This is a genomic window from Reichenbachiella sp. 5M10 (assembly GCF_002742335.1).
In the GTDB taxonomy this organism is placed as follows: Bacteria; Bacteroidota; Bacteroidia; order Cytophagales; family Cyclobacteriaceae; genus Reichenbachiella.
In genome coordinates, this window is record NZ_MDGR01000007.1 from 3,911,108 (window position 1) to 3,937,764 (window position 26,657).

24 protein-coding genes are annotated in these 26,657 nt (G+C 46.3%); 18 read left to right on the forward strand and 6 right to left on the reverse strand.

All coding sequences use genetic code 11. The annotated features are described in order from the left end of the window. The first annotated feature begins 14 nt into the window (after positions 1-14). The 5 genes from BFP72_RS15870 to gpmI all read left to right on the forward strand — a co-directional run bounded on the left by BFP72_RS15870 (position 15) and on the right by gpmI (position 6,927). Positions 15-1,535 (forward strand): lipopolysaccharide biosynthesis protein, encoded by a 1,521-nt coding sequence (locus tag BFP72_RS15870; protein ID WP_099600071.1) that lies wholly within the window; start codon positions 15-17, stop codon positions 1,533-1,535. A gap of 96 nt (positions 1,536-1,631) precedes the next feature. After that, positions 1,632-3,389, forward strand: a complete 1,758-nt coding sequence (locus tag BFP72_RS15875) for a tetratricopeptide repeat protein (protein WP_099600072.1) — start codon at positions 1,632-1,634, stop codon at positions 3,387-3,389. Next, positions 3,382-4,137, forward strand: a complete 756-nt coding sequence (locus BFP72_RS15880) for a DUF4292 domain-containing protein (RefSeq protein WP_099600073.1) — start codon at positions 3,382-3,384, stop codon at positions 4,135-4,137. Before BFP72_RS15875 ends, BFP72_RS15880 begins: the two co-directional genes overlap by 8 nt. Continuing rightward, positions 4,118-5,329, forward strand: a complete 1,212-nt coding sequence (locus tag BFP72_RS15885; RefSeq protein WP_099600074.1) for a murein hydrolase activator EnvC — start codon at positions 4,118-4,120, stop codon at positions 5,327-5,329. The genes BFP72_RS15880 and BFP72_RS15885 overlap by 20 nt, the downstream gene beginning before the upstream one ends. A gap of 77 nt (positions 5,330-5,406) precedes the next feature. After that, positions 5,407-6,927 carry a 2,3-bisphosphoglycerate-independent phosphoglycerate mutase gene (gene gpmI, locus BFP72_RS15890; protein WP_099600075.1) on the forward strand — a complete coding sequence of 507 codons (1,521 nt, stop codon included), beginning with the start codon at positions 5,407-5,409 and terminating at the stop codon, positions 6,925-6,927. 24 nt (positions 6,928-6,951) lie between these two features. Here the strand turns inward: gpmI and BFP72_RS15895 are convergent, their stop codons facing one another. Both BFP72_RS15895 and BFP72_RS15900 read right to left on the reverse strand, forming a co-directional pair. Next, positions 6,952-8,952, reverse strand: coding sequence for a HAMP domain-containing sensor histidine kinase (locus BFP72_RS15895; protein ID WP_099600076.1), 2,001 nt, complete (start codon positions 8,950-8,952; stop codon positions 6,952-6,954). Between the two features lie 128 nt (positions 8,953-9,080). Beyond that, positions 9,081-10,487, reverse strand: coding sequence for an MATE family efflux transporter (locus BFP72_RS15900; protein ID WP_099600077.1), 1,407 nt, complete (start codon positions 10,485-10,487; stop codon positions 9,081-9,083). 205 nt (positions 10,488-10,692) lie between these two features. Between BFP72_RS15900 and BFP72_RS15905 the strand changes: the two genes are divergently transcribed. Next, a complete protein-coding gene (locus tag BFP72_RS15905; protein ID WP_099600078.1) occupies positions 10,693-11,121 on the forward strand; it encodes a hypothetical protein in 429 nt (142 codons plus the stop codon). A gap of 5 nt (positions 11,122-11,126) precedes the next feature. On the opposite strand, the gene BFP72_RS15910 is transcribed toward BFP72_RS15905, so the two are convergent. Further along, positions 11,127-13,169: a M3 family metallopeptidase gene (locus BFP72_RS15910; protein ID WP_099600079.1), complete on the reverse strand. Its 2,043-nt coding sequence runs from the start codon at positions 13,167-13,169 to the stop codon at positions 11,127-11,129. Between the two features lie 149 nt (positions 13,170-13,318). Between BFP72_RS15910 and BFP72_RS15915 the strand changes: the two genes are divergently transcribed. After that, positions 13,319-13,819 carry an outer membrane beta-barrel protein gene (locus tag BFP72_RS15915; RefSeq protein ID WP_099600080.1) on the forward strand — a complete coding sequence of 167 codons (501 nt, stop codon included), beginning with the start codon at positions 13,319-13,321 and terminating at the stop codon, positions 13,817-13,819. Between the two features lie 33 nt (positions 13,820-13,852). Here BFP72_RS15915 and queG read toward each other — a convergent pair whose 3' ends face one another. Then, positions 13,853-14,785 (reverse strand): tRNA epoxyqueuosine(34) reductase QueG, encoded by a 933-nt coding sequence (queG, locus tag BFP72_RS15920; RefSeq protein WP_369824135.1) that lies wholly within the window; start codon positions 14,783-14,785, stop codon positions 13,853-13,855. A 1-nt stretch (position 14,786) separates the two neighbouring features. Beyond that, entirely contained in the window at positions 14,787-15,815 is a 1,029-nt protein-coding gene (gene ruvB / locus BFP72_RS15925; protein ID WP_099600082.1) for a Holliday junction branch migration DNA helicase RuvB, read from the reverse strand. Positions 15,816-15,961: 146 nt separating this feature from the next. Here ruvB and BFP72_RS15930 point away from each other — a divergent pair, with 146 nt between their 5' ends. Then, positions 15,962-16,981 carry an FAD:protein FMN transferase gene (locus BFP72_RS15930; protein WP_099600083.1) on the forward strand — a complete coding sequence of 340 codons (1,020 nt, stop codon included), beginning with the start codon at positions 15,962-15,964 and terminating at the stop codon, positions 16,979-16,981. On the opposite strand, the gene BFP72_RS15935 is transcribed toward BFP72_RS15930, so the two are convergent. Next, on the reverse strand, positions 16,978-17,394 hold the full coding sequence (locus tag BFP72_RS15935) for a globin (RefSeq protein WP_099600084.1): 417 nt from the start codon (positions 17,392-17,394) through the stop codon (positions 16,978-16,980). The genes BFP72_RS15930 and BFP72_RS15935 overlap by 4 nt on opposite strands. A gap of 199 nt (positions 17,395-17,593) precedes the next feature. On the opposite strand from BFP72_RS15935, the gene BFP72_RS15940 reads away from it, so the two are divergent. The 10 genes from BFP72_RS15940 (at position 17,594) to hisIE (ending at position 26,615) form a co-directional block, all read left to right on the forward strand. Beyond that, positions 17,594-18,346, forward strand: a complete 753-nt coding sequence (locus tag BFP72_RS15940) for a bifunctional 2-polyprenyl-6-hydroxyphenol methylase/3-demethylubiquinol 3-O-methyltransferase UbiG (RefSeq protein WP_099600085.1) — start codon at positions 17,594-17,596, stop codon at positions 18,344-18,346. Continuing rightward, positions 18,343-19,089 (forward strand): ZIP family metal transporter, encoded by a 747-nt coding sequence (locus BFP72_RS15945; protein WP_099600086.1) that lies wholly within the window; start codon positions 18,343-18,345, stop codon positions 19,087-19,089. The genes BFP72_RS15940 and BFP72_RS15945 overlap by 4 nt, the downstream gene beginning before the upstream one ends. A 268-nt stretch (positions 19,090-19,357) precedes the next feature. Continuing rightward, complete coding sequence (gene hisG / locus BFP72_RS15950; RefSeq protein WP_073121800.1) at positions 19,358-20,215, forward strand: ATP phosphoribosyltransferase; 858 nt, start codon at positions 19,358-19,360, stop codon at positions 20,213-20,215. Further along, positions 20,212-21,507 carry a histidinol dehydrogenase gene (hisD, locus tag BFP72_RS15955; protein WP_099600087.1) on the forward strand — a complete coding sequence of 432 codons (1,296 nt, stop codon included), beginning with the start codon at positions 20,212-20,214 and terminating at the stop codon, positions 21,505-21,507. Before hisG ends, hisD begins: the two co-directional genes overlap by 4 nt. A gap of 6 nt (positions 21,508-21,513) precedes the next feature. Beyond that, a complete protein-coding gene (gene hisC, locus BFP72_RS15960) occupies positions 21,514-22,551 on the forward strand; it encodes a histidinol-phosphate transaminase (RefSeq protein ID WP_099600088.1) in 1,038 nt (345 codons plus the stop codon). A 38-nt stretch (positions 22,552-22,589) separates the two neighbouring features. Beyond that, the gene (gene hisB / locus BFP72_RS15965; RefSeq protein ID WP_099600089.1) at positions 22,590-23,723 is read left to right on the forward strand and encodes a bifunctional histidinol-phosphatase/imidazoleglycerol-phosphate dehydratase HisB; all 1,134 of its coding nucleotides are present in this window, start codon (positions 22,590-22,592) and stop codon (positions 23,721-23,723) included. Then, complete coding sequence (gene hisH, locus BFP72_RS15970; protein ID WP_099600090.1) at positions 23,720-24,307, forward strand: imidazole glycerol phosphate synthase subunit HisH; 588 nt, start codon at positions 23,720-23,722, stop codon at positions 24,305-24,307. The genes hisB and hisH overlap by 4 nt, the downstream gene beginning before the upstream one ends. A 178-nt stretch (positions 24,308-24,485) precedes the next feature. Further along, a complete protein-coding gene (gene hisA / locus BFP72_RS15975; protein WP_099600091.1) occupies positions 24,486-25,205 on the forward strand; it encodes a 1-(5-phosphoribosyl)-5-[(5-phosphoribosylamino)methylideneamino]imidazole-4-carboxamide isomerase in 720 nt (239 codons plus the stop codon). Then, complete coding sequence (gene hisF / locus BFP72_RS15980) at positions 25,195-25,950, forward strand: imidazole glycerol phosphate synthase subunit HisF (protein ID WP_099600092.1); 756 nt, start codon at positions 25,195-25,197, stop codon at positions 25,948-25,950. Before hisA ends, hisF begins: the two co-directional genes overlap by 11 nt. Before the next feature lie 71 nt (positions 25,951-26,021). After that, positions 26,022-26,615 (forward strand): bifunctional phosphoribosyl-AMP cyclohydrolase/phosphoribosyl-ATP diphosphatase HisIE, encoded by a 594-nt coding sequence (gene hisIE, locus BFP72_RS15985; RefSeq protein WP_073121202.1) that lies wholly within the window; start codon positions 26,022-26,024, stop codon positions 26,613-26,615. The last annotated feature ends 42 nt before the right edge of the window (positions 26,616-26,657 follow it).

The window sequence follows — 26,657 nt, forward strand, 5'->3', positions numbered from 1 at the left end:
AATCACAAACTAACATGGCAGGGCTAAAAGGATTGGCAGGCGATACTGTGTGGTATGGACTCAGTAGTATCATCGGGCGGATGATTACCTATTTTCTAACCCCCCTTTACACCGCAGTGTTGCTCACCGACGAATTTGGCATCTATACAGAGCTCTACGTCTATGTGGGGTTTCTCTATGCCATCTACACCTATGGCATGGAAACTGCCTATTTTCGCTTTGCCTCCAAAGCAGATCAAAGTAGTTCAGAAATCTACAACCTGTCTCTCAGTTCGATTATCTTATCCAGCTTGACCCTCTCTGCGATCATCTGCGTATTCGCTCATCCGGTCGCTGCTGTACTGGGCTATGCTGGACACGAAACAGTCATCTACTGGCTGGCAATGATCATCGCCATAGACGCCATCGTCGCGATCCCCTATGCAAGGCTTCGCCTAGAGAAAAAAGCCAAAAAATTCGCCTTCATTCGGCTCTTCAATGTGATCCTCACAGTCCTGCTCAACGTGTTTTTCTATGTGATATGCTACCAAATCATACAAGGCACACTCTGGCCTGAACTACAAGACACCGTGGCACGACACTATGACATGACCTTCAAAGTCAAATATATCTTCTTGTCCAACGTCCTAGCCAATGCAACCGTCCTCATCCTGCTACACAAAGAGCTCCGCGATTTCAAGTTCAAAATAGACCTTCATAAACTCAAACCGATACTCAGCTACGCCTCACCCTTGCTCATCATGAGTCTCGCAGTTGTCACCAACGAAATGCTATCTCGTGCCATGCTCAAATATTGGCTCCCCGAAGGATTTTACCCTGACAAGAGCAACATGGATATACTCGGAATATTTGGCGCATGCTACAAACTGTCTGTATTCATGCTTTTAGGAATCCAAGCATTCCGCTATGCCGCAGAGCCCTTCTTTTTTTCTAATGCAGAGAGCAAAAACTCTCCCCAACTCTTTGCACGAGTGATGAGCGGATTCGTTGTATTCAACTCAGTGGTACTCCTCGCCGTATCAGTCAACCTCCAACCCATCAGCGTGATCTTCTTGACGAACCCTGACTATCGCGAAGCAATCTACATCGTCCCCATCCTACTACTAGCGTATCTTTTTAGTGGGATCAACTACAACCTATCCGTGTGGTACAAAATCACCGATCGAACCAAATATGGTGCAATCATCACAGGGTTTGGCGCTCTACTAACTTTCGGGCTCAACTATCTTCTAATCCCGACCATGGGGTACTTTGGAAGTGCTCTCGCTACATTGGCAACCTTTTTTAGCATGACTATGATTAGCTATCTGCTGGGACGAAAATACTATCCGATCCCATACGACCTCCCCAAAGCTCTGGAATACCTCCTACTCTCCAGTATAGGTAGTGTCGCATTGTTTGAGTTGAACCTAGGACATTGGGCGGTCAATTTTTTGGTTAAAAACACAGCAGTATTGCTTTTCATCACGTACATCTACTTTAGAGAAAAGAAACACCTATCAGGCCGCATCATCTTTGGGTTCAAAATCCCCTAAACACCATGAATGCACTCAGCCTTAGCTAGAAAGGCATCAAAATTGATAAGTAACTCTTCTTTTTAGTTAATTTTGTTTTTCGTTTCAAACTGATCTATGAATTTTCCGTTTCACATTCCCTCGCTCGCTCGATATCTAGCCTTTGCCATGTGTATCCTTCTACTCAGTCAAGGAGCCTCTGCACAGCGAAAAAACCGTCGAAACGACAAATCCAAATCTTCCAAAAACGAGCTATCCGAAGAAAAACGTACCGAACTTGATCACTACTTCCTCGAAGGAGAAAAATTCTACATCCTCAAGGACTATGTAAAATCCTACATGTTTTTTGAGCGAGCACTCGAGATAGACCCACAAAACGCTGCAGCACACTACAAGATCGCAGAAATATTCAATGCCGAAGGAGATCTCGCCAAATCCCTCCCATATGCTACCAATGCACGAAATCTAGATCCTGACAACAAGTTCTACTATCTATACCTCGCCAGTGTACAAACAAGCCTTGGCGAATTGGATCAAGCTGAAATCACCTACAGTGACCTTGTACAAAACATCCCTGGCACAGAAAACTACCTCTTTGACTTGGCTGCTGTACAGATCTATCAAAAGAAATATCCAGAAGCCATCGCTAGCTACGAACAAGCGGAAAAGGCTCTTGGCCCTATGGAAGAAATTTCCGTACAAAAACAACACGTATACCTCAAAGAAAACAATCTGGATGAAGCCATCCGAGAGGGCAATAAACTCATACAGCTCAATCCTGACGAAGAGTCATATGTCATGACTCAAGCCAAAATATTGCTCTCCAACGAACGCCTCACCGAGGCTGAGGCTTTCCTTAACGAACAAATCAAAACCCGCAAAAAAAATGAAAGTCTCTACATCATGCTGTCTGAAGTCTACCGCAAACAAGGGAAAACGGTCGAGGCTCTAAATGCGCTACAAGTGCCATTCGAAAGCTCCAGTGTGGATGTCACAGCCAAAATCCGAACACTCGCTGGCTACCTCGGCATGCTCCCAGACCAGCAGCTCAATGAACCGCTCCTCGCACTAGCAGGCACGCTAGTAGAAACACACCCAGACTCGTACCAAGCGCTAGCGATGACTGGTGATCTTTATTACAATTTAGGCAAACTCAAAGAGGCTCGCGAATACTACCTACAAACTCTCACTCTCGATGGTTCGAATTTCAACGTGTGGCAAAACATCCTCAACATAGACATGGAACTCCAAGACTATGATGCCGTCATCAAGCACACGGAATTGGCGATGGAAAGCTTCCCCAACCAAGCCTCTCTCTACTATTACAATGGTACAGCTCATCTGATCAACAAAGACTACCAAGGAGCCGTCCAATCCTTCAACGCAGGGAAAGTCTACGCAGCTAGTGACGCAAACCTCAATAGCCTATTTTATGGACAACTTGGAGATGCCTACAATAGCCTAGGCGATCATAGCAAATCCGATGCAGCCTACGAAGCAGCACTAAAGTCCAAGCCAGACAACGACCATGTCCTCAACAACTACAGTTACTTTTTGTCCTTGCGAAAAAAAGACCTAGAGAAAGCCAAGGCTATGTCTTCCAAATTGGTCAAAGACTACCCCACCAACCCGACCTATCTCGACACTCATGCCTGGGTACTCTACATGATGAAAGACTATGAGGGAGCGGTCAAATACCTCGAAGAAGCCATCAAATATGACTCGGGAGCCGTCATCATCGAGCACTACGGTGACGCATTGTTCCAATCCGGAAAAATCGACGAAGCAGTCACCCAATGGAAACGGGCACGAGATTTGGTAGAGGACAGCAGTACCCTTGACAAAAAAATAGCGGATAGACAGCTTTATGAATAAATTACTGATGTGCATCGCCTGTGCCGTCTTACTGACAGGCTGCAACAAGAACTTCACTTTATTTAATAGCACCAACGACAAATTCAATCTCAATGATCTGAAATACGAGAACATCGCGATCAAGTCGAAAATGAAGTACAAAGGGGATGACAACCTCAAGTTCACTGCCAATATCCGTATGCGCAAAGACAGCGCCATTTGGTTTTCGCTCTCTCCTGGCCTTGGCATAGAAGCCGCACGAGGTTTGATTGATTCAGATTCAATCCTGTTGCTCGACAAGATCCACAAAGAGTACACACATCGAAATCTCGAAAACCTCTTCAAAGGTTTTAATTTTGATTTTCAAATCGGGATGATAGAATCTATCATCGTCGGCAACCTCGTCTGGCCAGTCAAAAAAAACAATCAAGTCACTAAACGCAACGGCTACTACGTCATCACCCAAGAGCAAGGGGACCTAAGACTCATCAGCTACGTGGGTTTCAAAACCATGAAACTCGAACGACTCGAAGCGCAAAGCATCAATACCCCCAACCGTCTTGACATCTCCTATGACAATTTTGAGAAGCTCGATAGTCTAATGGTATACCCAAAAAAGGTAGAGATCAATGCAGACTACTTTGACACGAAGTATCAAAAGAAAAAAATTGCTAACATTACAATAAATCACGTCAAAGTCGAAATTGATCAAAACAACTACAACTACTCTATCAGTATTCCATCCAAATATGCTCGCAAGAAAAATTAACCCCATTCTTGTCTGCCTACTACTGCTCGTATCCCTACAAGTCTCGGGACAAAAAAGCAAAGCTGAAATCGAGAAGGAAAAACAAGAAAACCTCAAAAGGATCAATGAGGCCCAAAAAATCCTAAAAGAGACCGCTACAGAAAAAACAGCGTCACTCGGCCAACTACAGGCCATCAACCACCAAATCGGCATCCGTAAGGAGCTCATCCAATCCATCAACCAAGAGGTGTCGATGATCAATAGTGAAATCCGTGACTTGACCATCGTGACCCAATCTCTAGAGTCTGATCTCAATCAACTCAAAGAAGAATATGCAGACATGATCTACAATGCCTACAAAGCCAATATGGGGTTTGGCCAACTGACTTTCCTGTTTTCGGCAAGCACTTTCAATCAGCTCTTTTTGAGATTGAAATACTTGGAACAATACGCCACTGCCCGTCAGCGACAAGTACAACAAATAGAAAAAGTCGCAGAAGCGCTCAACGGTCAAAAATCAAGCTTACTCGCCAAGAAGGAAGAACAAAGCCACCTCTTGGATTCCAAAATCAAGGAAAACAAAAACCTCCTCGGTCTAAAAACCAAACAAGACAAGCTAATTCAAGACCTAAGCAAGCGTGAGAAAGAGCTTAAACGGGAACTCACAGACCGACAAAGGTCCATCCAACAACTGGACAAACTACTCGCCGAAATCATCCAAAAGGAAATCAAAAAATCCAACGAAGGCAAAGAGTCTAAATCCAACACCATCGCTCTTACCGCAGAAGGGGCTGTGTTATCCTCTTCATTCGAAGAAAACAAAAACAAACTACCTTGGCCAGTGACTTCAGGGTTTGTATCAGAAAAATTTGGCAAACACCCACATCCGGTGCTCAAAAACATCACCGTCGAAAATCAAGGAGTAGACATCCAAACCCAAAAGGATGCGACAGTCCACGCGGTATTTAGCGGAAAAGTCGCTACCACTGCCTTCGTCCCTGGTATGAATAGCGTCGTGATCATCCAACACGGAGACTACTACACGCTCTACGCCAAGCTCAAAACCGTCAACGTCAAAAAAGGGCAGGTCATCCAAGCCAAACAAAGTCTCGGGTCCGTCTACACCAACAAAGATGGAATCTCAGAATTGCAGTTTCAAGTTTGGAAAAACAACGTCAAGCTCGATCCAGAGAAGTGGTTGTACAAGAAATAACACAAATCACTACTTAACTTAACCTGTTTTAGTCTCTAACCCTTCAATACAAGCAGCGCAAATTCTATATTTGCCCGATGAACAAGAAGGTTATATTAATGATACTCGACGGCTGGGGGCTAGGGACAAACCCTGAGGTTTCAGCGATTAATAGTGCAAAAACTCCTTTCGTGGACTCGATGTATGCCAAGTATGCCAACAGCACACTAGAAGCATCTGGGCTAGCAGTAGGTCTACCCGAAGGACAAATGGGCAACTCTGAAGTTGGTCACATGAACATCGGTGCAGGCCGAGTCGTCTACCAAGACCTCGTCCGTCTCAATAAAGCAGCTGAAGATGGGTCTTTGGCCCAAAACGAAACCTTGTTGGAAGCATTTGCCTACGCGAAAGAAAACAACAAGAAAGTCCACCTCATCGGCCTAGTATCCAACGGGGGGATCCATGCTCACATCAACCACGTCAAAGCGCTCAGCGATGGCGCTGCACAGCAAGGCCTCAACAATGTCTACATCCATGCCTTCACAGACGGTAGAGACACTGATCCCAAAAGCGGCAAGCAATTTCTGACCGAACTACAGGACCACTTGGACAAAACCACAGGCCAAATCGCCTCTGTCACAGGTCGATACTACGCCATGGATAGAGACAAGCGATGGGAGCGCGTCAAACTCGCCTATGACGCCATGGTCAATGGTATAGGAGAGCAAACCAATGATGTAATCGCCACCCTAGAAAAATCCTACAACGAAGGAGTCACAGACGAATTCATCAAGCCGATCATACATGTCGACGAAGAGGGAAAGCCATTGGCAACTATCGAAGAAGACGATGTGGTGATTTGTTTCAACTTCCGTACGGATAGAGGACGCCAAATCACTGAAGCACTCACTCAACAGGACTTCCCAGAGGCAGGCATGAAAAAACTCTCTCTCAAGTACTACACAATGACCAACTATGACCATACCTTCGAAGGTGTCACTGTCATGTATGACAAGGACAACTTGGTCAACACACTCGGAGAAGTACTCGCAGCAGCTGGGAAAAAACAAATCCGAATTGCAGAAACCGAAAAATACCCTCACGTAACCTTCTTTTTCTCTGGAGGGCGTGAAGAAGTATTCGAAGGAGAAACAAGACTACTCGCTCCATCGCCAAAAGTCGCGACCTATGACCTACAGCCTGAAATGAGCGCAGCAGATATCCGTGACAAAATCAACCCTGAATTAGAAAAAGGCGAAGCAGACTTCATCTGTCTCAATTTTGCCAATGCTGACATGGTCGGTCACACAGGTGTGTTCGAAGCAGCTGTCAAGGCTTGTGAAGCCGTAGATGCTTGTACACAATCTGTCGTAGAGACCGCTCAAGCCAACGGCTACTCAGCCATCATCATCGCAGATCACGGCAACTCAGACATCATGGTCAATGCAGACGGGTCTCCTAACACAGCGCACACTACCAACTTGGTACCCTGTATATTTGTCGATGAGGACATCAAGGAACCTGTCAAAGATGGAAAACTGGGAGATCTAGCTCCTACAATTCTCAAAATGATAGGTGTAGAGATTCCAGAGGAAATGACTGGGGACCTATTGATTTAGACTCCTGAATACAACACAGACAAACTAAGCCGGGTCAGACATAGATCCGGTTTTTTTTTGACTTCTTTCTATGAGTACTTCTGAGCAGGGTAGCTTGATCAAAAAACTCGTACCCATTCCCATGTTTGATTCTATCGTGATCTCACCTCCCAATTTTTCGATCAGCGTCTTGACGATAGACAGTCCGAGCCCCGTTGAGTTTTCGCCTCCTGTCGGACGTGCCGATAGTTTTTTGAATCGCTGAAATGCTTGATTCAAATCCTCTGAAGACATCCCAGGTCCTTGATCCACGACACTGATCATCACATGATCCAATCCAGTCATGACCTGCACCTCTACCAAACTATCGTGAGGAGAAAACTTGATCGCATTAGAAATCAAATTGTCCATGATCCGTGTCAAATGATTTTTATCCGTCTCTACATAGATGAAGTGAGAGTCAGCATTCATACGAAAACGTATCCCCTTTCGCTCCGCATACGAGGTGTGGATCTCCAAGATCTCCGCCAAAAAACTATTGAGGTGTAGCTCTTCTTTTCGCAACTCAATAGTGTTTTCAAACCGTGTCAGATTGACCATATCTGAGATCAACGATTCTCCCCCCTCAATCACTTGCAGTGCCTTTTGATTCAGCTCGTCCTGCTCCTCGGTGAGTTGACCTACCGCACCGACCAAACCGATCAGCGCCTTGAGGTTATTGAGAGGGGCTCGCAAATCATGCGCCACGACTGCCATTAGATTCTTTTGTTCATTGTAAGACTCCGTCAACTGCGCGTTTTGTTGTGCAGTGAGTAAGTTACTCTTCCTCAATTCACCAGACTTCTGGGCCAATAGGACATTGAGTTGGCGTTCGTTTTGATTCTTTCTCCAAAAGATCAAAATCACCACAAGCATAGCCGTCAACAATACTACTCCCGAGAATATAATGATCTTTTGGTGGCGATTTTCGACTTCCTGTATCTCCAAATCATGCTGCTGCCTTCGGCTTGCATATTGCACCTCCAGCTCGTCAATTGTCGCTTGTTTGTTTCGTGCCAAGATCTGATTGTTGATTTCGTCAAATTCACGATGGTACCCATACGCAAGTTTGTAATTCCCCAAACTATAGTACACATCACTCAATTGAGCATAGGCATTGCGCTCATCGATCTTACTCTCAAGCTCGATGGCTAGAGCCAAACTATAATCCAAGTAGTACAAAGCAGAATCATACTGATTCAGTTTTTGATGAATTCGATTGAGATGATTGTACGCTGTGACTAGATAGCTTTTATAGTTCATCCTTTCGAAATAAGAAATAGCATGACTCATACTGTGCATCGAAGCGTCCAACTCATACAACTCCTCCTGTAGAATCGCTAAATTGCCATACGCCAACGCCACTCCTTTTGGGTGATCTGCTTTTTTGAAATACTCGATGGACTGATAGATATAAGGAACCGCATCATAAAAATAAGAGATGTAGTTCGCTGTGTCTCTGACACTGTTGCGCCGATCCCATCCCTTGCTGATCAGTAGTGATGCCTTGTCATTATAGGCACTACCAATCATCTGAGGATCATCCAATCTCATCGCAATCGTTAGCTCCTTTTTGTAATAATTCGAGGCGATTTTGTAACTCTTTCGATCCACATGTACCTGCCCCAATTTTTGGTATACATTGAATAATTTACGCTCATCTTCTTGGTCCTCAAAATAAACCATCGCCTTGAGCAAAAACATCTCCGCAGAATCCAAATCCCCTTTGTCCAGATATATAATGCCTAGCAAATCGTATGCTTCATAGATCCCTTCATCATACTGCAGCTTGATAGACAGAGCGACAGATTCCCATACACGATCTAGCGCTTCGTGTTTGTTTCCGTACGACAACTCAAAAATCAGTTCGTTGAGAAGCTGAACCTTGTTGGTATCTTCCTTACTAGCAGACAATAGCGCCTTAAGGCTGTCCACCTTATGGGATTGACCCATCATATCCAAAAAAGTCAACAGGAGGAAGGATAAAAACAAGAGATATCTCTTCATGCTGAAAAGATACAGATTAAGTTCCAAAATAGGCAACAACCCAAGCCATGAAAGCCCTTAGAATTATCCCACACAAAGCCTCTGGTCTCTTCTGCCTTTCTGGCTCTACAGAACATAGATGATTTCTATCAAACCCTTGTATCCTTCCATTTGCCTCTTTTAAACAGCCACACACAAGCTACAGCGTGCAAGGCAAAAGCAATCGATACAGACACAATCGCCCCCGAAAATCCAAAGTCCCATTCCATTGCCAACAAGTATGCCAGCGGAATTTGAATCAACCAAAAGAAAACAATATTCATCAAAGTAGGCGTTTTGGTGTCTCCCGCCCCATTGAAACCCTGGCTGATGACCATCCCGTAAGCAAAAGTGATGTACCCCACACAAATAATCCTCAGCGCCAAAGCTCCATACTCTCCTGTGACCACATCATCCGAAAAGATACTCACAAACTCCGGTGCCATTATAAAAAACAAGATCGAAACCGAAAACAAAAACACCGTATTGACATGAGCAGTTACCCACACCGATCGCTCCGCCCGGTCAGGTTTTCCCGCTCCTAGATTTTGCCCTACAAGGGTCGCCGCTGCATTGGCCATCCCCCATGAGGGCAAGATTGTAAACACGATGATTCGAAACGCAATCGTATACCCCGCCAAGGCCGCCGAGCCAAATTCTGAAATGATACGCACCAACAAAAGCCAACTGGCTGACTCGATGAGAAACTGTCCCATACCTCCTGCCCCAATCCGAACAATACGCTGAAGGGTCCTCCATTTGAACTTGAGATTGTCAATCGTCAAAGTAATGATACGCCGGCCACTCATCAATCCAAAGACTTGATAAAACACGCCCATCGAGCGGCCAATAGTCGTCGCAATAGCGGCCCCTTCCACTCCAAAAGCAGGAATAGGACCCAACCCAAAAATAAACAACGGGTCCAGCAGGATATTGAGCCCGTTGGCAATCCAAAGCGAACGCATCGCCATGGACGCATCACCAGCTCCACGATAGATGGCATTGATCAGAAACAAAAGCATAATACACAAATTGCCCCCGAGCATGACCTTGGTATATCCATGACCATTGGCAATGAGCTTTTCCGAACCTCCCATCAAGCGCAGTATATCTTCCGCATACCCTATCCCGACGATCGATATCCCGATAGAAAACACGACGGCCACCATGATCGCCTGAAACGCCGCGTCCGCTGCTTTCTTTGGTTTCTTTTCTCCAATGCGGCGAGACACGACAGCTGTAGCAGCCATACTCAATCCAATGCCTATGGCGTAGACCATCATCATCACAGACTCCGTCAGCCCAACTGTCGCGACAGCATCTACACTGACTTTCCCCACAAAATACACATCCACCACTGCAAACAGTGCTTCCATGATCATCTCGAGCACCATCGGTACAGACAGCAAGAAAATCGCACGATTGATACTCCCTGTCGTAAACTCGGTCTCTTTGCCTCGCAAAGCGAGCAAAAAATACTTATATATCTTATTGATTTGATCGAACATAGAAGTCATGAGAATTGTAGTTAAGCGTAAAGTAAAAGAAGTGATTGTGAGGCCTAGAGTTAGGCGTACTGACAGACGACGGGATTCTTTCTTCTTGTTAACATGACTCCATTCGGATTTTTGGTCATGCAATCTACGTAGATTTCGGATTTGGTAGCGCACACCGCGTACAATTTTCTTCCAACCTATCCCTCTCAAACTGTGTCTATAGCATATGAAGAAAAAAATCATTCTAACCGTAGGCTCAGTGGTAGGCCTCTTGCTCATCGTACTATGGATGAGCAGTTGCCAGCAGGACGAGCCGCCTCGCTATGTCTCTCTCTCCGACACCTTTGTACTCTCCCTAGACGAGGTGGTTTATCTACACGTAGAAAAAGACAGCATCAGATTTGAAGAAGTACTTGAGGACTCTTTGTGCCCAGACACCGCACTATGCATACGCCAAGGTTCCTTCACCATACAGTGCGCATTCAATCAGCAAAAATTCAACCTATCCATCGGCTCAGTCCTTCCAAACTCGGCACAAGTCTCTGGATACACAGTCTCCTTGACTCAAGTCGTATGGGTAGACCACTGGCCCACTACAAATAAAACAAGCAACCCCACTACCGTAGAGTTGCTTGTCACAAAAAACCTTGAATAGTCTCATTATTTCAAACCACTCCGCTCAAGCAGTGCGTCCACGGTTGGTTCCTGTCCTCTAAATCGCTTGTACAAGTCCATCGGATGCTCACTCCCTCCTCTAGACAAGATGTGATCACGAAAGGAAGTCGCAACTTCTTTGTTGAAAATGCCCTTTTCCTTGAACAAAGAGAATGCATCAGCATCCAAAACCTCCGCCCATTTGTAGCTATAATATCCTGCAGCATAGCCTCCTTGAAAAATATGGCTAAACTGCGTACTCATACAAGCTCCATCTATGGGCTTGAAAAGCTCGGTACGTGACATGGCTTGGCGCTCAAACCCCACCACACTCTCTACCTCCAACTCTTCGCCTCGCAGCGAGTGCCAAGCCATATCCATCAATCCAAAACTCAACTGACGCATGGTCTGATAACCTTCGTTGAAATTGGACGACTGCTTTATCTTTTGGATGTATTCCTCTGGGATGGTCTCTCCTGTCTCGTAATGCTTGGCAAACAAATCCAGGCATTCCTTCTCCTGAACCCAGTTTTCTAAGACCTGAGAAGGCAATTCCACAAAGTCCCAGTACACACTCGTCCCACTCAGTGACGCATATTTGCTATTGGCTAGCATTCCGTGGAGTGCATGTCCAAACTCGTGAAACAAAGTTTCCACCTCGTTGTATGTCAGCAGCGAAGGCTTCGTCCCCGTAGCTGGTGTGAAGTTGCACACAATCGATACAATCGGCCGATGATCTACTCCATCATTGTACTGACTCTTATAGGAGGTCATCCATGCCCCGCCACGCTTACCTTCTCGAGGAAAGTAGTCCTCAAAAAACACCGCAATATGCTTGCCCGATTCATCGAGCACTTCGTAGGCGCTCACTTCCTCATGATAGACCGGTATCTCGACGTTCTTCTTGAAAGTCAAACCATACAAACGCTTCGCCACTTCGAATATTCCTTGCACCGCATTCTCCAACTTGAAGTACGGCCGCAACATTTCATCATTGATCTGAAACTTTTCGTTTTTGAGTTTCTGCGCATAATACGACCAATCCCATCGTTCGAGTTCTCCTTTGAGTCCTTGCGCTTTTGCGAAAGCTTTGACCTCTTCGACTTCTTCCTTGGCTTTCGGAGTGGCTTTTTCCAATAAGTCATTCAAAAACGAATTGACCTTGTCTGGAGACTCTGCCATCCGCTCTTCCAATACATAATCCGCATAACTGTCATACCCCAGTAATTTTGCCTGCGCATAGCGAAGAGCCACTATTTTTTTGACGTTCTCCTGATTGTCATGGGCGTCACCCTTAGAAGCCTTGGACATGTAAGCGCGGTAGAGTTTTTCCCTCAACTCTCGACGATCAGCATACTCCATGAAAGGAACAAAACTCGGTGCTTGTAGTGTAATCAACCATTGATTTTTGTAGCCCTTTTGCTCTGCTGCTAGAGCTGCAGCATCACGTACACCCTCGGGGAGTCCTGCTAAATCGTCCTCGTGTTCGAGGATGAGTTCGTAAGCATTGGTTTCGGCAAGTACATTCTCTCCAAATTTGAGTTGAAGCTGTGCCAGCTCTTTGGCATTCTCACCATAGATCTTCTTCTCTTCATCACTGAGGTTAGCACCACTGCGGATAAACCCCTTGTAGGTCTTCTCCAGCAGCATCTGATCCTCCGCATCGAGTATCGACTGATCTATCGTATCGTATACAGATTTGACTCGATCAAATAGCTCTTGGTTTTGCATGATAGCATTGCTGTAGTCGGTCAAGAGAGGTGACAACTTCGAAGCGAGTGCCTGCATCTCGTCAGACGTCTCTGCCGAGTTGAGATTAAAAAACACTTCTGCTACTGCAGACAATTGCTTGCCACTACGGTCCAGAGCGACGAGTGTATTTTCGAAAGTCGCTGCATCCGAACTATTCGCCAGTGCATCGATCTCTGCCAAGGACTCCTCGATCAATTGCTTGACCGCTGATTCATAATGTATTAACTCAATGGCAGCAAATGGCGCCACACCAAAAGGGCCTGTGAAGGGCTCCAACAAAGGATTCTTATCTGACATAGTCTTATTCAAAATTTTGGAATGCTAAATTATAGGATTGTGAACCAATATTGATTTTCCTAATTTCTTTTCACAAAAAAATCATCTACAGCTGTTGCATACTGTCTCTTTTATGACAAATTTTATACTGAACATAATTTTTTAAACACATGAAAAAACTTTTAGCAATCGCGGTACTGTTATTTGCCGCTAACACAATGTACGCACAGCAGGGCAGCATGTATGCTGGTGGTGGAATCGGTTTTGCCGAAGACTATTGGAAATTCGCTCCAGAAGCAGGATACTGGTTACAGGACAACCTCCAGTTGGGTCTTGTATTGCACCTCGAAGGGGACAATACTGGCGCTACTGATGTGACAACCATCGCTCCACATGTCTACGGTAGATACTGGTGGCCTATCTCAGAGAAATTCTCTTTGTATGCAGGCGCCAATATAAGAATCAATTCTGTATCCTCTGACCCTGGAGACTCTGATACAAACGTAGATGTTTTTGCTGACGGAGGTTTCGCTTTCGCTATCGCGCCGAGATGGGGCATGGTCGGTCGAATCGTTTCGGTTGGCTTGATCAACGAGAGCTTCACTTTGGATGCCAACATGTCTCCACAGTCGATGTTCAACGTAGGTATTTACTATACGTTCAAACAATAAAAAACCAACCTAACACTTTTGTTTTCAAAGGTGTTAGGTATTCCTACTTTTCGCGAAAGCGACGTTCTTCTTCAAGCCTTCGTATTTGGCTCGCTTCACAGCCGACCCTCTGAATACCTCCCGAAACACCTCCTCCGTCATTTCTTCCCAGTCCGACTTGGACCATTCATCCAGCTGAGCATGTGGCATGAAACTCTCCTCTTGATGCGGTTTTGAAAACCGATTCCATGGGCACACATCCTGACAAATGTCACACCCAAACACCCAATTCTCCATTTTGCCTTGAAACTCACTCGGAATCTGATCTCTGAGCTCGATCGTCAAGTATGAGATACAGCGACTCCCGTCCACCACATAAGGCTCTGGAATAGCATCCGTCGGACAAGCATCCATACACTTGGTACATGTCCCGCAATAGTCTTTGACCGGACTGTCATAATCCAGTTCTACATCCAAGATGATCTCTGCCAAAAAGAAAAAAGATCCGCTCTTCTTATTGAGCAACAAAGAGTTCTTTCCCACCCAACCGATGCCTGCCTTGGCGGCCCAAGCTCGCTCATGGACGGGTGCCGAATCCACAAAAACACGTGCATTGACCTCCCCGACCTGCTCGATGACCTCCTGGAGCACTGTCTTGAGTTTTGGCTTGATGATGTAGTGATAATCCTTGCCGTAGGCATATTTGGCGATTTTGTAGTTGTCCTCCTTCGCTAGATTACTTTCGGGGAAATAATTGTAACTCAATGAAATCACCGTCTTTGCCCCTTCAACAAGTTTGCGGGGATCGAGGCGCTTGTCAAAATGATTGGCCATATACCCCATCTCTCCATGCATCCCTTGGTTGAGCCAGCGTTCCAGCTTGGGTGCCTCCTCAGCTAGAAAATCCGCTTTGGCAATCCCACAGGCCATGAACCCCTCCTGAAGAGCCTTTTGTTTGATGAGATGTGTGAGTTTAACCCTATCCAAATCAGTCAAACAAAGTCCCCATCCGCGAAGGAGGTACGATTTTCAGATGCTTATAAGCGAGTTCGGTGCACTCCCTGCCGCGGCTAGTACGCTTGATATAGCCCTCCTGTATCAGAAAAGGCTCATATACTTCTTCGATTGTATCGGCCTCCTCCCCACACGCCGTGGCAATAGTAGAGATCCCTACTGGCCCTCCTTTGAACTTATTGATAATTGTCGACAAGATACGATTGTCCATCACATCCAACCCGTTTGCGTCTACATCCAATGCGTCGAGTGCCATGTTGGTTATTTCTTTTGTGATGGTGCCATTCCCTTTGATCTGAGCAAAATCTCGCGTACGACGCAGCAGATTATTGGCAATCCTAGGAGTACCTCGACTCCTGCGTGCCAGCTCGAAGGCTGCATTTTCATCTATCGGGGTATTGAGTATCGCCGACGAACGCTTGACAATCTTGGACAACAACGTCGAATCATAATATTCCAATCGTGCATTGATCCCAAACCGAGCACGCAATGGAGAGGTCAACAATCCCGAACGAGTCGTCGCTCCAATAAGCGTGAAGGGATTCAATCCGATCTGAACGGATCGTGCATTGGGACCCGAATCGAGCATGATATCGATGCGGTAATCCTCCATCGCAGAGTAGAGATACTCCTCCACCACAGAATTGAGTCGGTGGATCTCATCGATAAAAAGCACGTCGTTTGGCTCTAAGTTGGTGAGCAACCCTGCCAAATCTCCTGGCTTATCCAGTACTGGACCAGAAGTGATCTTGATACTCGCATCCAGTTCGTTGGAAATGATATGAGACAAGGTAGTCTTACCCAGGCCTGGAGGGCCATGCAAGAGCACATGGTCCAATGGTTCGGATCGCTGTTTGGCCGCCTGCACAAATATTTTGATATTGTCCACCACTTTTTGCTGCCCCGAAAAATCATCAAACGACAAGGGTCGCAGTGCTTTTTCAAACTCTACCTCTTCGGGCACCATGTCTTCACCGTCTGAATTCAAATAATCTTCTCTCATCTAGGATCTCTAATCAACAACTAAAAATAGGGACATTCGAAGCAAAATTAGTGATTCTCTGATAGAAAGGAATCAACAAGTTTTGACGTTGTTTCACATTCTAGTCTTTCTTCGATTTCTTTGCGCTCCGATATCGATCCTCACACATGCAAAAAAGAAGAATATTATTAATCGTTTTGGCCATAGGTATACTGGTTGTTTGGCGCCAGCTTCATAAAGATGAAGAAGCAAAAATCACCCATCTCAAAGGCACGACGATGGGAGTTGTCCCCTATTCGATTAAATATATCGACTTAGCTGGTCGTGACTATCAACTTGAAATCGATTCACTCTTGGTGGATTTCAACGAATCCCTCTCGACTTACATCCCGAGTTCTGAAATCTCTACCTTCAATGAAACCAATCACGCCAACTATGAAACTGCCTATCTCTACCCCATGCTGCGTATCAGTCAGGAGATTTACCAAAAAAGCCATGGCGCTTTTGACCCAACCATCGGTCCATTGGTCAATGTGTGGGGCTTTGGTCCACAACAAAAACTAAGTCTAGACAGTAGTCTGGTAGATTCACTTATTCAGATCGTAGGATTTGACAAAGTCAAATTTGACCAGCAGAGAGCCAGCAAGCCTGCCAATACCTACCTCGACTTTAGCGCGACAGCCAAAGGATATGGCGTGGACATAGTCGCAGACTTCCTCTATGCCCAAGGTATCCGCAACTACATGGTAGAGATCGGTGGTGAAGTCGTCTGTCGAGGCAAAAACGAAAAAGGAACTTACTGGAAAATTGGCATAGAAAAACCAGAAATGAACCGCCAAGCGGGGACATTATTTGCAACGACGTTTGTCAAAAACACCGCCCTTGCCACTTCAGGCAATTACCGCAACTACTACAAAGAAAACGGGCAAATCATCTCTCACACAATTAGTCCATACACAGGGTTTCCAATTCGTCACAACCTCTTGAGTGCATCGATCTACGCGCCAAACTGTGCCCTAGCCGACGGCTATGCTACCGCATGTATGGTGCTCGGCGTAGACCGCTCCATCCAGATGATCGAGGACAACAAGGAACTAGAAGGGTTCTTAATCTTTTCTGCTGAAGACGGGAGCTTGGCGACCTATGCTTCCAAAGGAGTACAGTCCCTCATCGAGGTACTCCCCTAAATTCTCCCCCCTCCATGTCCAGCAACCATCTTGTCAACCCCGTGCTGTACTGTTTCCTTCCAAACCAAAAGCAGTAAATCATCCGCTTTCCTGTCATGGTTTTGGACAGTACGGAGGAGGGAATCAATCCAGTGTCGATACATCCAAGGTTGGATATCCAACTTTCCTTTGGCATGAGAGTCGGCTAGCCGGTCTACTTTCATGCCTGCAGCATGACTCCCTGCTGCATACATGATGAGATGAGACAACCCGTGCCTCAGCAGTGCTCTTTGTGCCTCCATGTCAGTATTTTCAAACCGTGCCCGAATCAAAGGTGACGAGTCCATAAAATCATCATAGAAATCTTCAAAAAACTTAGGTGAAACAGCACACCGACCATAGCTAAGCTTTACTTGCGTTACTTTTTCTGTCATAATACATCAACTGATTTAGCACACAAAACTAGGGCACTCTTTGACGTGCCTTGAGCCAAGCCACATGATGTGAATCATCTAATCAGGTGATTATATTCTCATCAACACCACCATATGACAAGCTTTCAGCAGCTTTTCGACACGCCGATCCTTAGCAAGACTAGGTCTTCTTAGCCCTGCGCATTAATATTGCGCTCGAATGGAGAAACAAGCGCAGAAAAAAGAATGGTTTGATGAATGGTTTGACACCATCTATTACCACATTTTATACAAAAACAGAGATTATACTGAAGCAGGTCGTTTCCTAGACAACCTCATCACATACTTTGACCTTTCGGCCAATGCCAAAATCCTAGACCTAGCCTGTGGCAAAGGCCGTCATTCGATCTATCTCAACGAAAAGGGTTTTGACGTGACTGGAGTCGATCTCTCCGAGCAAAATATAACCTTTGCCAAGACAAAGGAGAACAACACGCTGCACTTCGACATCCACGACATGCGAGACATCTATCGACCAGAGGCCTTTGATTATGTCTTCAATCTGTTCACATCCTTTGGGTATTTTGACTCGATCGACGAAAACTTGGACGTGATCCGTGCCACGGTTGCTTCACTCAAGCCTGGAGGCAAACTGCTGATCGACTTCCTGAATCCCTATGTGGTGGTCAATCACCTCGTCGAGGCAGAAGATAAAACCATCGACAACATACACTTCAAGATCAGCCGCGAATACACCAACGATCAATACATCGTCAAAAACATCTCCGTGGATGATCACGGCCAGCACTTTGATTACATGGAAAAAGTAAAAGCCATTCGCCGCACAGATTTTTTGAACTATTTCGACGCAAATGGGCTTAAGGTGTTAGATTTATTCGGAGACTATAGTTTGGCTCCTTACGAAAAAGAAAAATCCGATCGTCTCATCTTTGTGATCCAAAAACCCGCATGATCAAAAGCGCCGTAATCCTATTCTTGTCCGCCTTCCTCGGAGGTATCCTTGCGATCAACTCCATAGACATCATCAGCAAAAACATCAAGCACTTGCTCGTGTTTGCGGGCTCGTTTCTATTTTCGGTCACCATCATCCACATCCTACCTGAGATATTCGAAGCAGGAGAAGACCACCTGCACGTAGGCGGATTCATACTCCTAGGGTTCTTTTTTCAACAAGTACTAGAATACTTCACCGATGGCGTAGAGCACGGGCACATGCACCATCATCACAAAGGGCAAGAAGGGCATACGACCCTCAAAAGCATCTCGCTCATGGTCGCACTCAGCGTCCACGGTTTTCTCGAGGGTACGCTACTCGCTCATCCCGGGAGCGTACATGCCGATCATACCGAAGGCACTCTACTAGCAGGCATCATCTTTCACAAAATCCCTGCAGCTTTGGCGCTGATCTCGGTACTCGCTTGCCAATACAAGTCTCGCAAGACGCAACTGATCTTGCTGACGATCTTTGCTTTGGCCTCACCAATCGGGGTATTTACGGGGCATTTTCTAGGAGATTTCGGATTGCTCGACTCGACAGGCATGGTCCTATTGTTTGCATTCGTTTCGGGAAACTTCCTCCATATCTCTACGACGATATTCTTGGAATCGAGCCCCGGACACCGCTGGAGTTCACGCAAACTCATCATCAGCCTTTTTGGTGCAGGCTTGGCTGTCCTTTCAGAAATGATCTTTTAAAACCATATAATGGCAATCCAAAACCTATCCTTGCTCGACAAACTCTCTGAAATAATTCACGATCGAGCCGTTTGCAAACCCGTTATTTTTCCTACATTTGCGGCAATAGTTATGACAACAAACAGACAACATCATCACCATACAATGAAACGCTCAGGCGAGGTGATATAGTTGTGTCTAAAAAATACTTTTATCAATCCCGTCTGATTAATTTTGGACGGGATTTTTTTTGCCCTTTCCAGAACACCCAGACTTTAAAAACAGAAACATGAGCACATTAAAAATCGCAGTTCAGAAATCCGGAAGATTAAACGACGACTCTATTGGTCTATTGAAGAACTGCGGCATTCACATTGACAATGGCAAAGATCAATTGAAGGCCAGCGCGTCTAACTTCCCGATGGATGTTTTGTATTTGAGAAATGGTGATATCCCCCAATATGTAGAAGATGGTGTGGCAGACATTGCTATCGTCGGCGAAAACCTCCTGGTCGAGGCAGGCAACGATATAGAAGTAGTGAGAAAACTCGGTTTCTCTAAGTGTAAGCTCTCTCTTGCTGTACCCAAAGAACTGGACTATGAAGGCGTACAATACTTCGACGGCAAACGTATCGCTACCTCCTACCCCAACACCCTTCAGCAATACCTTGACCAACACAACGTGAAAGCCGACATCCACGTCATCAAAGGATCCGTAGAGATCGCTCCCAACATCGGCTTGGCCGAAGGGATTTGTGACTTGGTCAGCTCAGGCAGTACTTTGTTTAAAAACGGCCTCAAGGAAGCGGATCAAATCTTGATATCTGAAGCCGTTTTGGTCAAAAGCAAAAAATTAACCCCAGAGCAAGAAGAACTACTGGACACCCTTCTATTCAGACTGGATGCGGTACAAAAAGGTAAAAAATCGAAGTATGTCCTCATGAACGTACCCAATGACAAAATCGATGGTGTGATCAACATGCTCCCAGGGATGAGAAGCCCTACGGTACTGCCCTTGGCAGAAGCAGGATGGAGCTCAGTACACACCGTGATCGAGGAAGGAAAATTCTGGGAAGTGATCGACCAACTGAAAGCTGCCGGTGCAGAAGGAATCCTCATCGTCCCAATCGAAAAAATGGTACTATGATTGTCTCTCTCTATCCCAAAAAATCAGAATGGGCAGCACTGACACAGCGCCCTGTACTCGAGCAGCAAAACTTGCAGTCCACGGTTGATGGTGTATTTGATGCGATCAAGGCAAATGGCGACCAAGCTGTCTTGTCGTTTACCGAGCGGTTCGACAAGGCACAGTTGTCTTCATCTGTTGTCTCGGATCAAGAAATCGAAACGGCCGAGCAGCGCATCTCTGACGAACTCAAAGCGGCCATTCAATTGGCTGCCCAAAACATCGAGACCTTTCATGCCGCCCAAAAACCTGGACGTGTAGAAGTCGAAACGGCTCCTGGCGTAGTGTGCTGGCAAGAAGCCAAAGGCATCCAAAAAGTAGGAATATACATCCCTGGTGGGACAGCCCCTTTGTTTTCGACCGTACTGATGCTTGCCATCCCCGCTACAATAGCAGGATGCGACGAAATCGTACTCTGCACCCCCCCAGGACCCGACGGGTCGGTCAACCCGGCGATTCTCTTCGCCGCGCAATACGCGGGCGTCAAGCAAGTGTACAAAGTCGGCGGCATCCAAGCCATCGGCGCGATGACTTTCGGCACAGAGAGTATCCCAAAAGTGGACAAGATTTTCGGGCCAGGCAACCAATACGTCACAGCTGCCAAACAGCGAGCCGCACAACTAGGTGTCGCAATAGACATGCCTGCAGGTCCATCAGAACTGCTCGTCATGGCAGATGAAACCGCTGTACCGGCTTTCGTCGTATCTGATTTGCTATCCCAAGCCGAGCATGGGATCGATAGTCAAGTGATTTGTGTAATCAAAAGCGAGAGCCAAGTCACAGCGATCCAATCCGAATTGGAAGCGCAACTCGCCGTACTGCCCCGCAAAGAGATCGCCCAAAAAGCCATCGCCAACTCCAAAATCATCTGCATCGCAGAGGATCAGGACTGTGTGGACTTCATCAACGAATACGCGCCAGAGCACTACATCCTTTGTGTCCAAAACGAGGACTTCTACCTTGATCAGGTTCGGAACGCAGGGTCGGTATTCATCGGCAACTACACCCCGGAGAGCGCGGGAGATTATGCTTCGGGCACCAATCATACCCTACCAACCAATGGCTATGCCAAGTCATACAGCGGCGTGAATTTGGATTCGTTCATGAAGAAAATCACCTTCCAGAAAATCACGGCCACAGGCATACAAAATATAGGCCCTGCCATCGAACACATGGCGGCAGCCGAACTGCTAGACGCACACAAAAATGCCGTCACCGTACGGTTAGATTATTTAAAAACACGAGGCGAATAAAAAGCCATGAACATAAGAAGTCTTTTACGAAAGAACATACAGTCGCTGACGCCCTACAGCTCGGCACGTGACGAATTTGATAGCGTAGCAGAGGTCTATCTAGATGCCAACGAAAACCCGTTTGACAATGGCGTCAATCGCTACCCTGACCCCTATCAAAAACCCGTCAAGGCACGCCTAAGTGAGATCAAAAACATCGCACCAGAGAAAATCCTACTCGGAAATGGGAGCGATGAAGTGCTGGATCTCATCTATCGCGCATTCTGCGAACCCAAAGTGGACAATGTCATCTCACACAATCCGAGCTACGGCATGTACCCCGTCTTGTCAGAGATCAATGACGTGGAACTTCGAAAAGTCAATTTGGATGCAGGATTTTCGCTTGACGCAAAAAAAATGATCGCTGCGTCAGACGAGCATACCAAGCTGTTCTTCATCTGCTCGCCTAACAACCCATCGGGCAATCTGCTCAACAAAGAGGAGATTCGTCAGATTCTGGATTTGAAAAAGGGAATCGTCGTGATTGATGAGGCATATATAGATTTTGCAGAGACGGATTCTTGGCTCACCGAGCTAGACCGCTACCCCAACCTCATCGTATGCCAGACCCTGTCCAAAGCTTGGGGGTTGGCAGGCCTGAGAGTAGGTATGTGTTTTGCATCCGAAGAAATCGTCCGTGTACTCAACGCCATCAAACCTCCGTACAACGTCAATGTGCTATCCCAAGAAGCGGCACTGAAGGCGCTAAACCAAGAGGACGAATTCAAAAAGCAACTGGCGATTATCCTGGACGAAAAGAAGAAAGTAGAAGCGGCACTGGCTCAGTCGCCTTGTGTCCAAGAGTTGTTCCCATCGGACTCCAACTTTGTACTCGCTCGGGTCGAAAATGCCAACGCTTTGTATGATTTTTTACTAGAGAGAAAAGTGATCGTAAGAAATCGCTCCAAAGAACATTTGTGTGCCAGCTGTCTTCGTTTCACCATCGGTACACCCGAGGAAAACCTGCGATTGCTGGACGGAATAACAGCCTACGAAAAGAAATAAAGAAACCGTTGACTACCTAAGTTGACCAAATATCTATTATGAAAAAAGTACTATTCATCGACAGAGACGGCACCCTCGTATTGGAGCCTCCAGTGGACTACCAACTAGACTCTCTGGAAAAACTGGAATTCTACCCTGGGGCATTCCAGTGGATGGCCAAAATCGCCAAGCTCGGTTATGAACTCGTCATGGTCACCAACCAAGACGGTTTGGGCACGGACTCTTTTCCAGAAGACACCTTCTGGCCAGCGCACAACAAATGCCTGCAGGCATTTGAAAACGAAGGAGTAAAGTTCGATGCAGTCAAAATCGACCGCAGCTTCCCTGCTGACAATGCTCCGACACGCAAGCCGCGCACTGGCATGCTCACCGAGTACATGGATGGCAGTTATGACTTGACCAACTCATACGTGATCGGTGACCGTATCACAGACGTAGAATTGGCAAAAAACTTGGGTGCAAAGGCGATTTTCATCCAACAAGAAGAAGGGCTGGGCGCTGATGAAATATCTACCAAGGTAGAAGAATTGCAACCCTCCATCGCGCTGACAACCACTGATTGGGAAGATATCTACAACCTCGTCAGTCGCGGTTCACGCAAGGGTACCGTCAAGCGTACCACCAAAGAAACCGATATCGATATCGAAGTGGAACTAGACGGCACAGGCCAAGCCGATATCGACACGGGCATCAAGTTCTTTGATCACATGCTGGATCAGATCGCCAAACACGGACTATTGGATCTCAAAATCCAAGTCAAAGGTGATCTCGAAGTAGACGAACACCACACGATCGAAGACACTGGCATAGCCCTCGGCGAGGCGATCGCCGAAGCGCTAGGCAACAAAAAAGGAATCGAAAGGTACGGCTTCTGCCTACCGATGGACGATTGCCTCTGTCAGGTAGCCTTAGATTTCGGAGGACGAAACTGGATCGAATGGGATGCGGAGTTCAAACGCGAAATGGTCGGCAAGATGCCTACCGAGATGTTCTTCCACTTCTTCAAATCCTTCTCTGATGCAGCCAAGTGCAACCTCAACATCAAAGCAGAAGGAGACAACGAACACCACAAGATCGAAGGCATTTTCAAGGCTTTTGCGAAAGCCATCAAAATGTCCGTCAAACAAGACAAAGACAAAATGATCCTGCCATCAACCAAAGGGATGCTATGAGTAAAGTAGTAATAATAGATTACGGAGCTGGCAATGTTCGCTCGGTCAAGTTTGCGCTGGAGCGCATGGGCATCACGCCGATGCTAAGCCGAGATGCCGCAGAGATCCAATCCGCAGACAAAATCATCTTCCCTGGCGTAGGTGAGGCAAGTAGCTCGATGAAAGCACTGGAAAACTACGGATTGATCGAGGTGATCCAAAACGCCAAGCAGCCCTTCCTAGGTATCTGTCTCGGCATGCAGATGATGTGTGAGTCATCCGAAGAAAATAACACCCAAGGACTCGGTATATTTCCTTTGCCTGTGAAGTTGTTCGCTGGAGGAACAGTGAAAGTGCCACACATGGGATGGAACCAAATCGAAGCGTTGAAAACACCGATATTCAACGGACTGGAAGAGAAAGAGTACATGTATTTTGTGCACTCCTACTACGTACCGGATTCGGAATGGACCATTGCCAAAGCCAGCTATCCAACCCCCTTCAGTGCGGCACTTCACAAAGACAACTTCTATGGCTGCCAGTTTCACCCCGAAAAGAGTGGGACATTTGGCCAGCAGATTTTAAAGAATTTTATTGAGATGTAGATCCACATTAGAGCTTATCAACTGCCTGTACCTGGCACTAGTAAGGGAATTAGTTGATCACAAAATGTTTAATGAAATATATGTACGAGCAACCGAAATCATCAAGATGTTTTCGGACTAAAAAATTCACTGAAATAACTACGGACTATGGTCTATTGACCATTGCCTTTTTTAAACCATGAGAATAATACCCGCAATAGATCTAATAGATGGCAAGTGTGTCCGACTCACCAAGGGTGACTATGATCAGAAAAAAATATACAACGAAAATCCACTCGAAGTGGCTAAGAAATTCGAAGCGGCGGGCATCAAATACCTCCACCTCGTAGATCTGGATGGGTCGAAAGCTCGTGAAATCAAAAATGCAGCAGTACTTGAAAGCATCACTGCTCACACAGGGCTGATCGTCGATTTTGGGGGAGGTATTCGTTCGGACAAGGACATCAATATCGCTTTTGATGCGGGTGCTGCTCAGGTCAACCTCGGCAGTGTAGCCTTAGAAAACAAAAACTTATTCGGTGAGTGGCTCCAAAAGTTTGGGAGTGAAAAAATCATCCTCAGTGCCGACTCCACCAATCGCAAGATCGCCATCAACGGCTGGCAAGAAGAATCTCAAGTAGACCTTTTTGACCTGATCAAAGAATACGAAGCAATGGGCAACCAGTATATGGTCTGTACAGACATCAGCAAAGACGGTATGTTGCAAGGAATCGCCGTAGATTTGTACGAAGACCTGATGCGTGAATTTCCAAAACAAAAGATAGTCGCTAGCGGTGGTGTCAAAGACATCACAGATGTAGAGGCTGCAGCTGCACTAAAAATGGACGGCATCATCATCGGCAAAGCCATCTACGAAAACAAGATCTCACTGAAACAACTCGAAGCATATGCTGACTAAAAGAATCGTCCCATGTCTGGACATCAAAGATGGCCGTACCGTCAAGGGCGTCAACTTCGTCAACCTACGTGACGCTGGAGACCCTGTCGAACTTGCTGCGATCTACTCGGAGCAAGGAGCCGACGAACTCGTCTTCCTCGATATCACCGCCACTGGAGATGGCCGAAAAACCACCGCAGAGCTCGTGGAGAAAGTCGCCGAGAAAGTCAACATCCCATTCACCGTCGGTGGTGGAATCAAATCTGTGGAAGATGTATACACACTGTTGCATCGTGGCGCAGACAAGATATCGATCAACTCGTGGGCGGTCAAAGAACCCAAAGTACTCGACGAACTCGCTGCACAGTTTGGGAGTCAGTGCGTCGTACTCGCCGTGGATGCCAAACAGATAGATGGCAACTGGAAGGTGCATTTGGTAGGAGGGAAAGTCCCTACCGAGATGGATTTATTTGACTGGGTGCGCGAAGCAGAAAGCCGTGGTGCAGGCGAAATATTGTTCACCTCGATGGATCACGATGGGTCGAAAGCCGGCTTTGCCAACGAAGCTCTGGCTAAAATGTCCGATATGGTCAACATCCCGATCATCGCTTCAGGCGGAGCGGGGAGTATTCAAGATTTTGCGGATACCTTTGTGCATGGCAAAGCAGATGCAGCACTGGCCGCCAGCGTATTTCATTTCAAAGAAATTGAAATCCCAACACTAAAACAGGAACTAAAATCGCAAGGAATAGCGATGAGAATATAAATCAGTCTGGAACAATAGACAAAAACCCAAAGGGCAATTGACTACACACTCCGACTAACGACTACATACTTATGAATATAGATTTCGAAAAAACTGATGGACTAGTACCTGCGATCATTCAAGATGCTAAGACAAAGAATGTCCTGATGCTAGGCTACATGAATCAAGAAGCACTGACTAAAACCCAAGAAACGGGCAAGGTAACCTTCTACAGCCGTAGCAAACAAAGGCTCTGGACCAAAGGCGAAGAAAGTGGCAACTTCCTAGAGCTAAAAGACATCAAGCTAGACTGTGACAATGATACGCTATTGATAGCTGTCAATCCAGTCGGACCTACCTGTCACAAAGGAACAGACACGTGCTGGGGCGAAGAAAACAAAGCAAGCTATGGTTTTCTCTCTCAACTAGAAGCAGTCATCAAAGACCGTCACGACAACCCAGACGAAAAATCATACACCTCCTCTCTGTTCAAAAAAGGCATCAATAAGGTGGCTCAGAAAGTAGGAGAAGAAGCTGTAGAAGTCGTCATCGAGGCAAAAGACAATGACGAAGGCCTGTTCCTCAACGAGTCGGCAGATTTGATGTACCACTACCTGATACTCCTCAGAGCCAAAGGCTACTCGCTAGAGGATGTCGTAAAGGTATTGGACGAACGACACAAGTAAGCTAAAAGAAGAACTCGAATCAAAAAAGGTGCTCCCTATGGC

Excerpts from the sequence above, each read along its gene's own strand:
- BFP72_RS15870 (WP_099600071.1), top strand. The coding sequence starts at position 15 with ATGGCAGGGCTAAAAGGATTGGCAGGCGATACTGTGTGGTATGGACTC.
- BFP72_RS15875 (WP_099600072.1), top strand. The coding sequence starts at position 1,632 with ATGAATTTTCCGTTTCACATTCCCTCGCTCGCTCGATATCTAGCCTTT.
- BFP72_RS15880 (WP_099600073.1), top strand. The coding sequence starts at position 3,382 with ATGAATAAATTACTGATGTGCATCGCCTGTGCCGTCTTACTGACAGGC.
- BFP72_RS15885 (WP_099600074.1), top strand. The coding sequence starts at position 4,118 with ATGCTCGCAAGAAAAATTAACCCCATTCTTGTCTGCCTACTACTGCTC.
- gpmI (WP_099600075.1), top strand. The coding sequence starts at position 5,407 with ATGAACAAGAAGGTTATATTAATGATACTCGACGGCTGGGGGCTAGGG.
- BFP72_RS15895 (WP_099600076.1), bottom strand. The coding sequence starts at position 8,952 with ATGAAGAGATATCTCTTGTTTTTATCCTTCCTCCTGTTGACTTTTTTG.
- BFP72_RS15900 (WP_099600077.1), bottom strand. The coding sequence starts at position 10,487 with ATGACTTCTATGTTCGATCAAATCAATAAGATATATAAGTATTTTTTG.
- BFP72_RS15905 (WP_099600078.1), top strand. The coding sequence starts at position 10,693 with ATGAAGAAAAAAATCATTCTAACCGTAGGCTCAGTGGTAGGCCTCTTG.
- BFP72_RS15910 (WP_099600079.1), bottom strand. The coding sequence starts at position 13,169 with ATGTCAGATAAGAATCCTTTGTTGGAGCCCTTCACAGGCCCTTTTGGT.
- BFP72_RS15915 (WP_099600080.1), top strand. The coding sequence starts at position 13,319 with ATGAAAAAACTTTTAGCAATCGCGGTACTGTTATTTGCCGCTAACACA.
- ruvB (WP_099600082.1), bottom strand. The coding sequence starts at position 15,815 with ATGAGAGAAGATTATTTGAATTCAGACGGTGAAGACATGGTGCCCGAA.
- BFP72_RS15930 (WP_099600083.1), top strand. The coding sequence starts at position 15,962 with ATGCAAAAAAGAAGAATATTATTAATCGTTTTGGCCATAGGTATACTG.
- BFP72_RS15935 (WP_099600084.1), bottom strand. The coding sequence starts at position 17,394 with ATGACAGAAAAAGTAACGCAAGTAAAGCTTAGCTATGGTCGGTGTGCT.
- BFP72_RS15940 (WP_099600085.1), top strand. The coding sequence starts at position 17,594 with ATGGAGAAACAAGCGCAGAAAAAAGAATGGTTTGATGAATGGTTTGAC.
- BFP72_RS15945 (WP_099600086.1), top strand. The coding sequence starts at position 18,343 with ATGATCAAAAGCGCCGTAATCCTATTCTTGTCCGCCTTCCTCGGAGGT.
- hisG (WP_073121800.1), top strand. The coding sequence starts at position 19,358 with ATGAGCACATTAAAAATCGCAGTTCAGAAATCCGGAAGATTAAACGAC.
- hisD (WP_099600087.1), top strand. The coding sequence starts at position 20,212 with ATGATTGTCTCTCTCTATCCCAAAAAATCAGAATGGGCAGCACTGACA.
- hisC (WP_099600088.1), top strand. The coding sequence starts at position 21,514 with ATGAACATAAGAAGTCTTTTACGAAAGAACATACAGTCGCTGACGCCC.
- hisB (WP_099600089.1), top strand. The coding sequence starts at position 22,590 with ATGAAAAAAGTACTATTCATCGACAGAGACGGCACCCTCGTATTGGAG.
- hisH (WP_099600090.1), top strand. The coding sequence starts at position 23,720 with ATGAGTAAAGTAGTAATAATAGATTACGGAGCTGGCAATGTTCGCTCG.
- hisA (WP_099600091.1), top strand. The coding sequence starts at position 24,486 with ATGAGAATAATACCCGCAATAGATCTAATAGATGGCAAGTGTGTCCGA.
- hisF (WP_099600092.1), top strand. The coding sequence starts at position 25,195 with ATGCTGACTAAAAGAATCGTCCCATGTCTGGACATCAAAGATGGCCGT.
- hisIE (WP_073121202.1), top strand. The coding sequence starts at position 26,022 with ATGAATATAGATTTCGAAAAAACTGATGGACTAGTACCTGCGATCATT.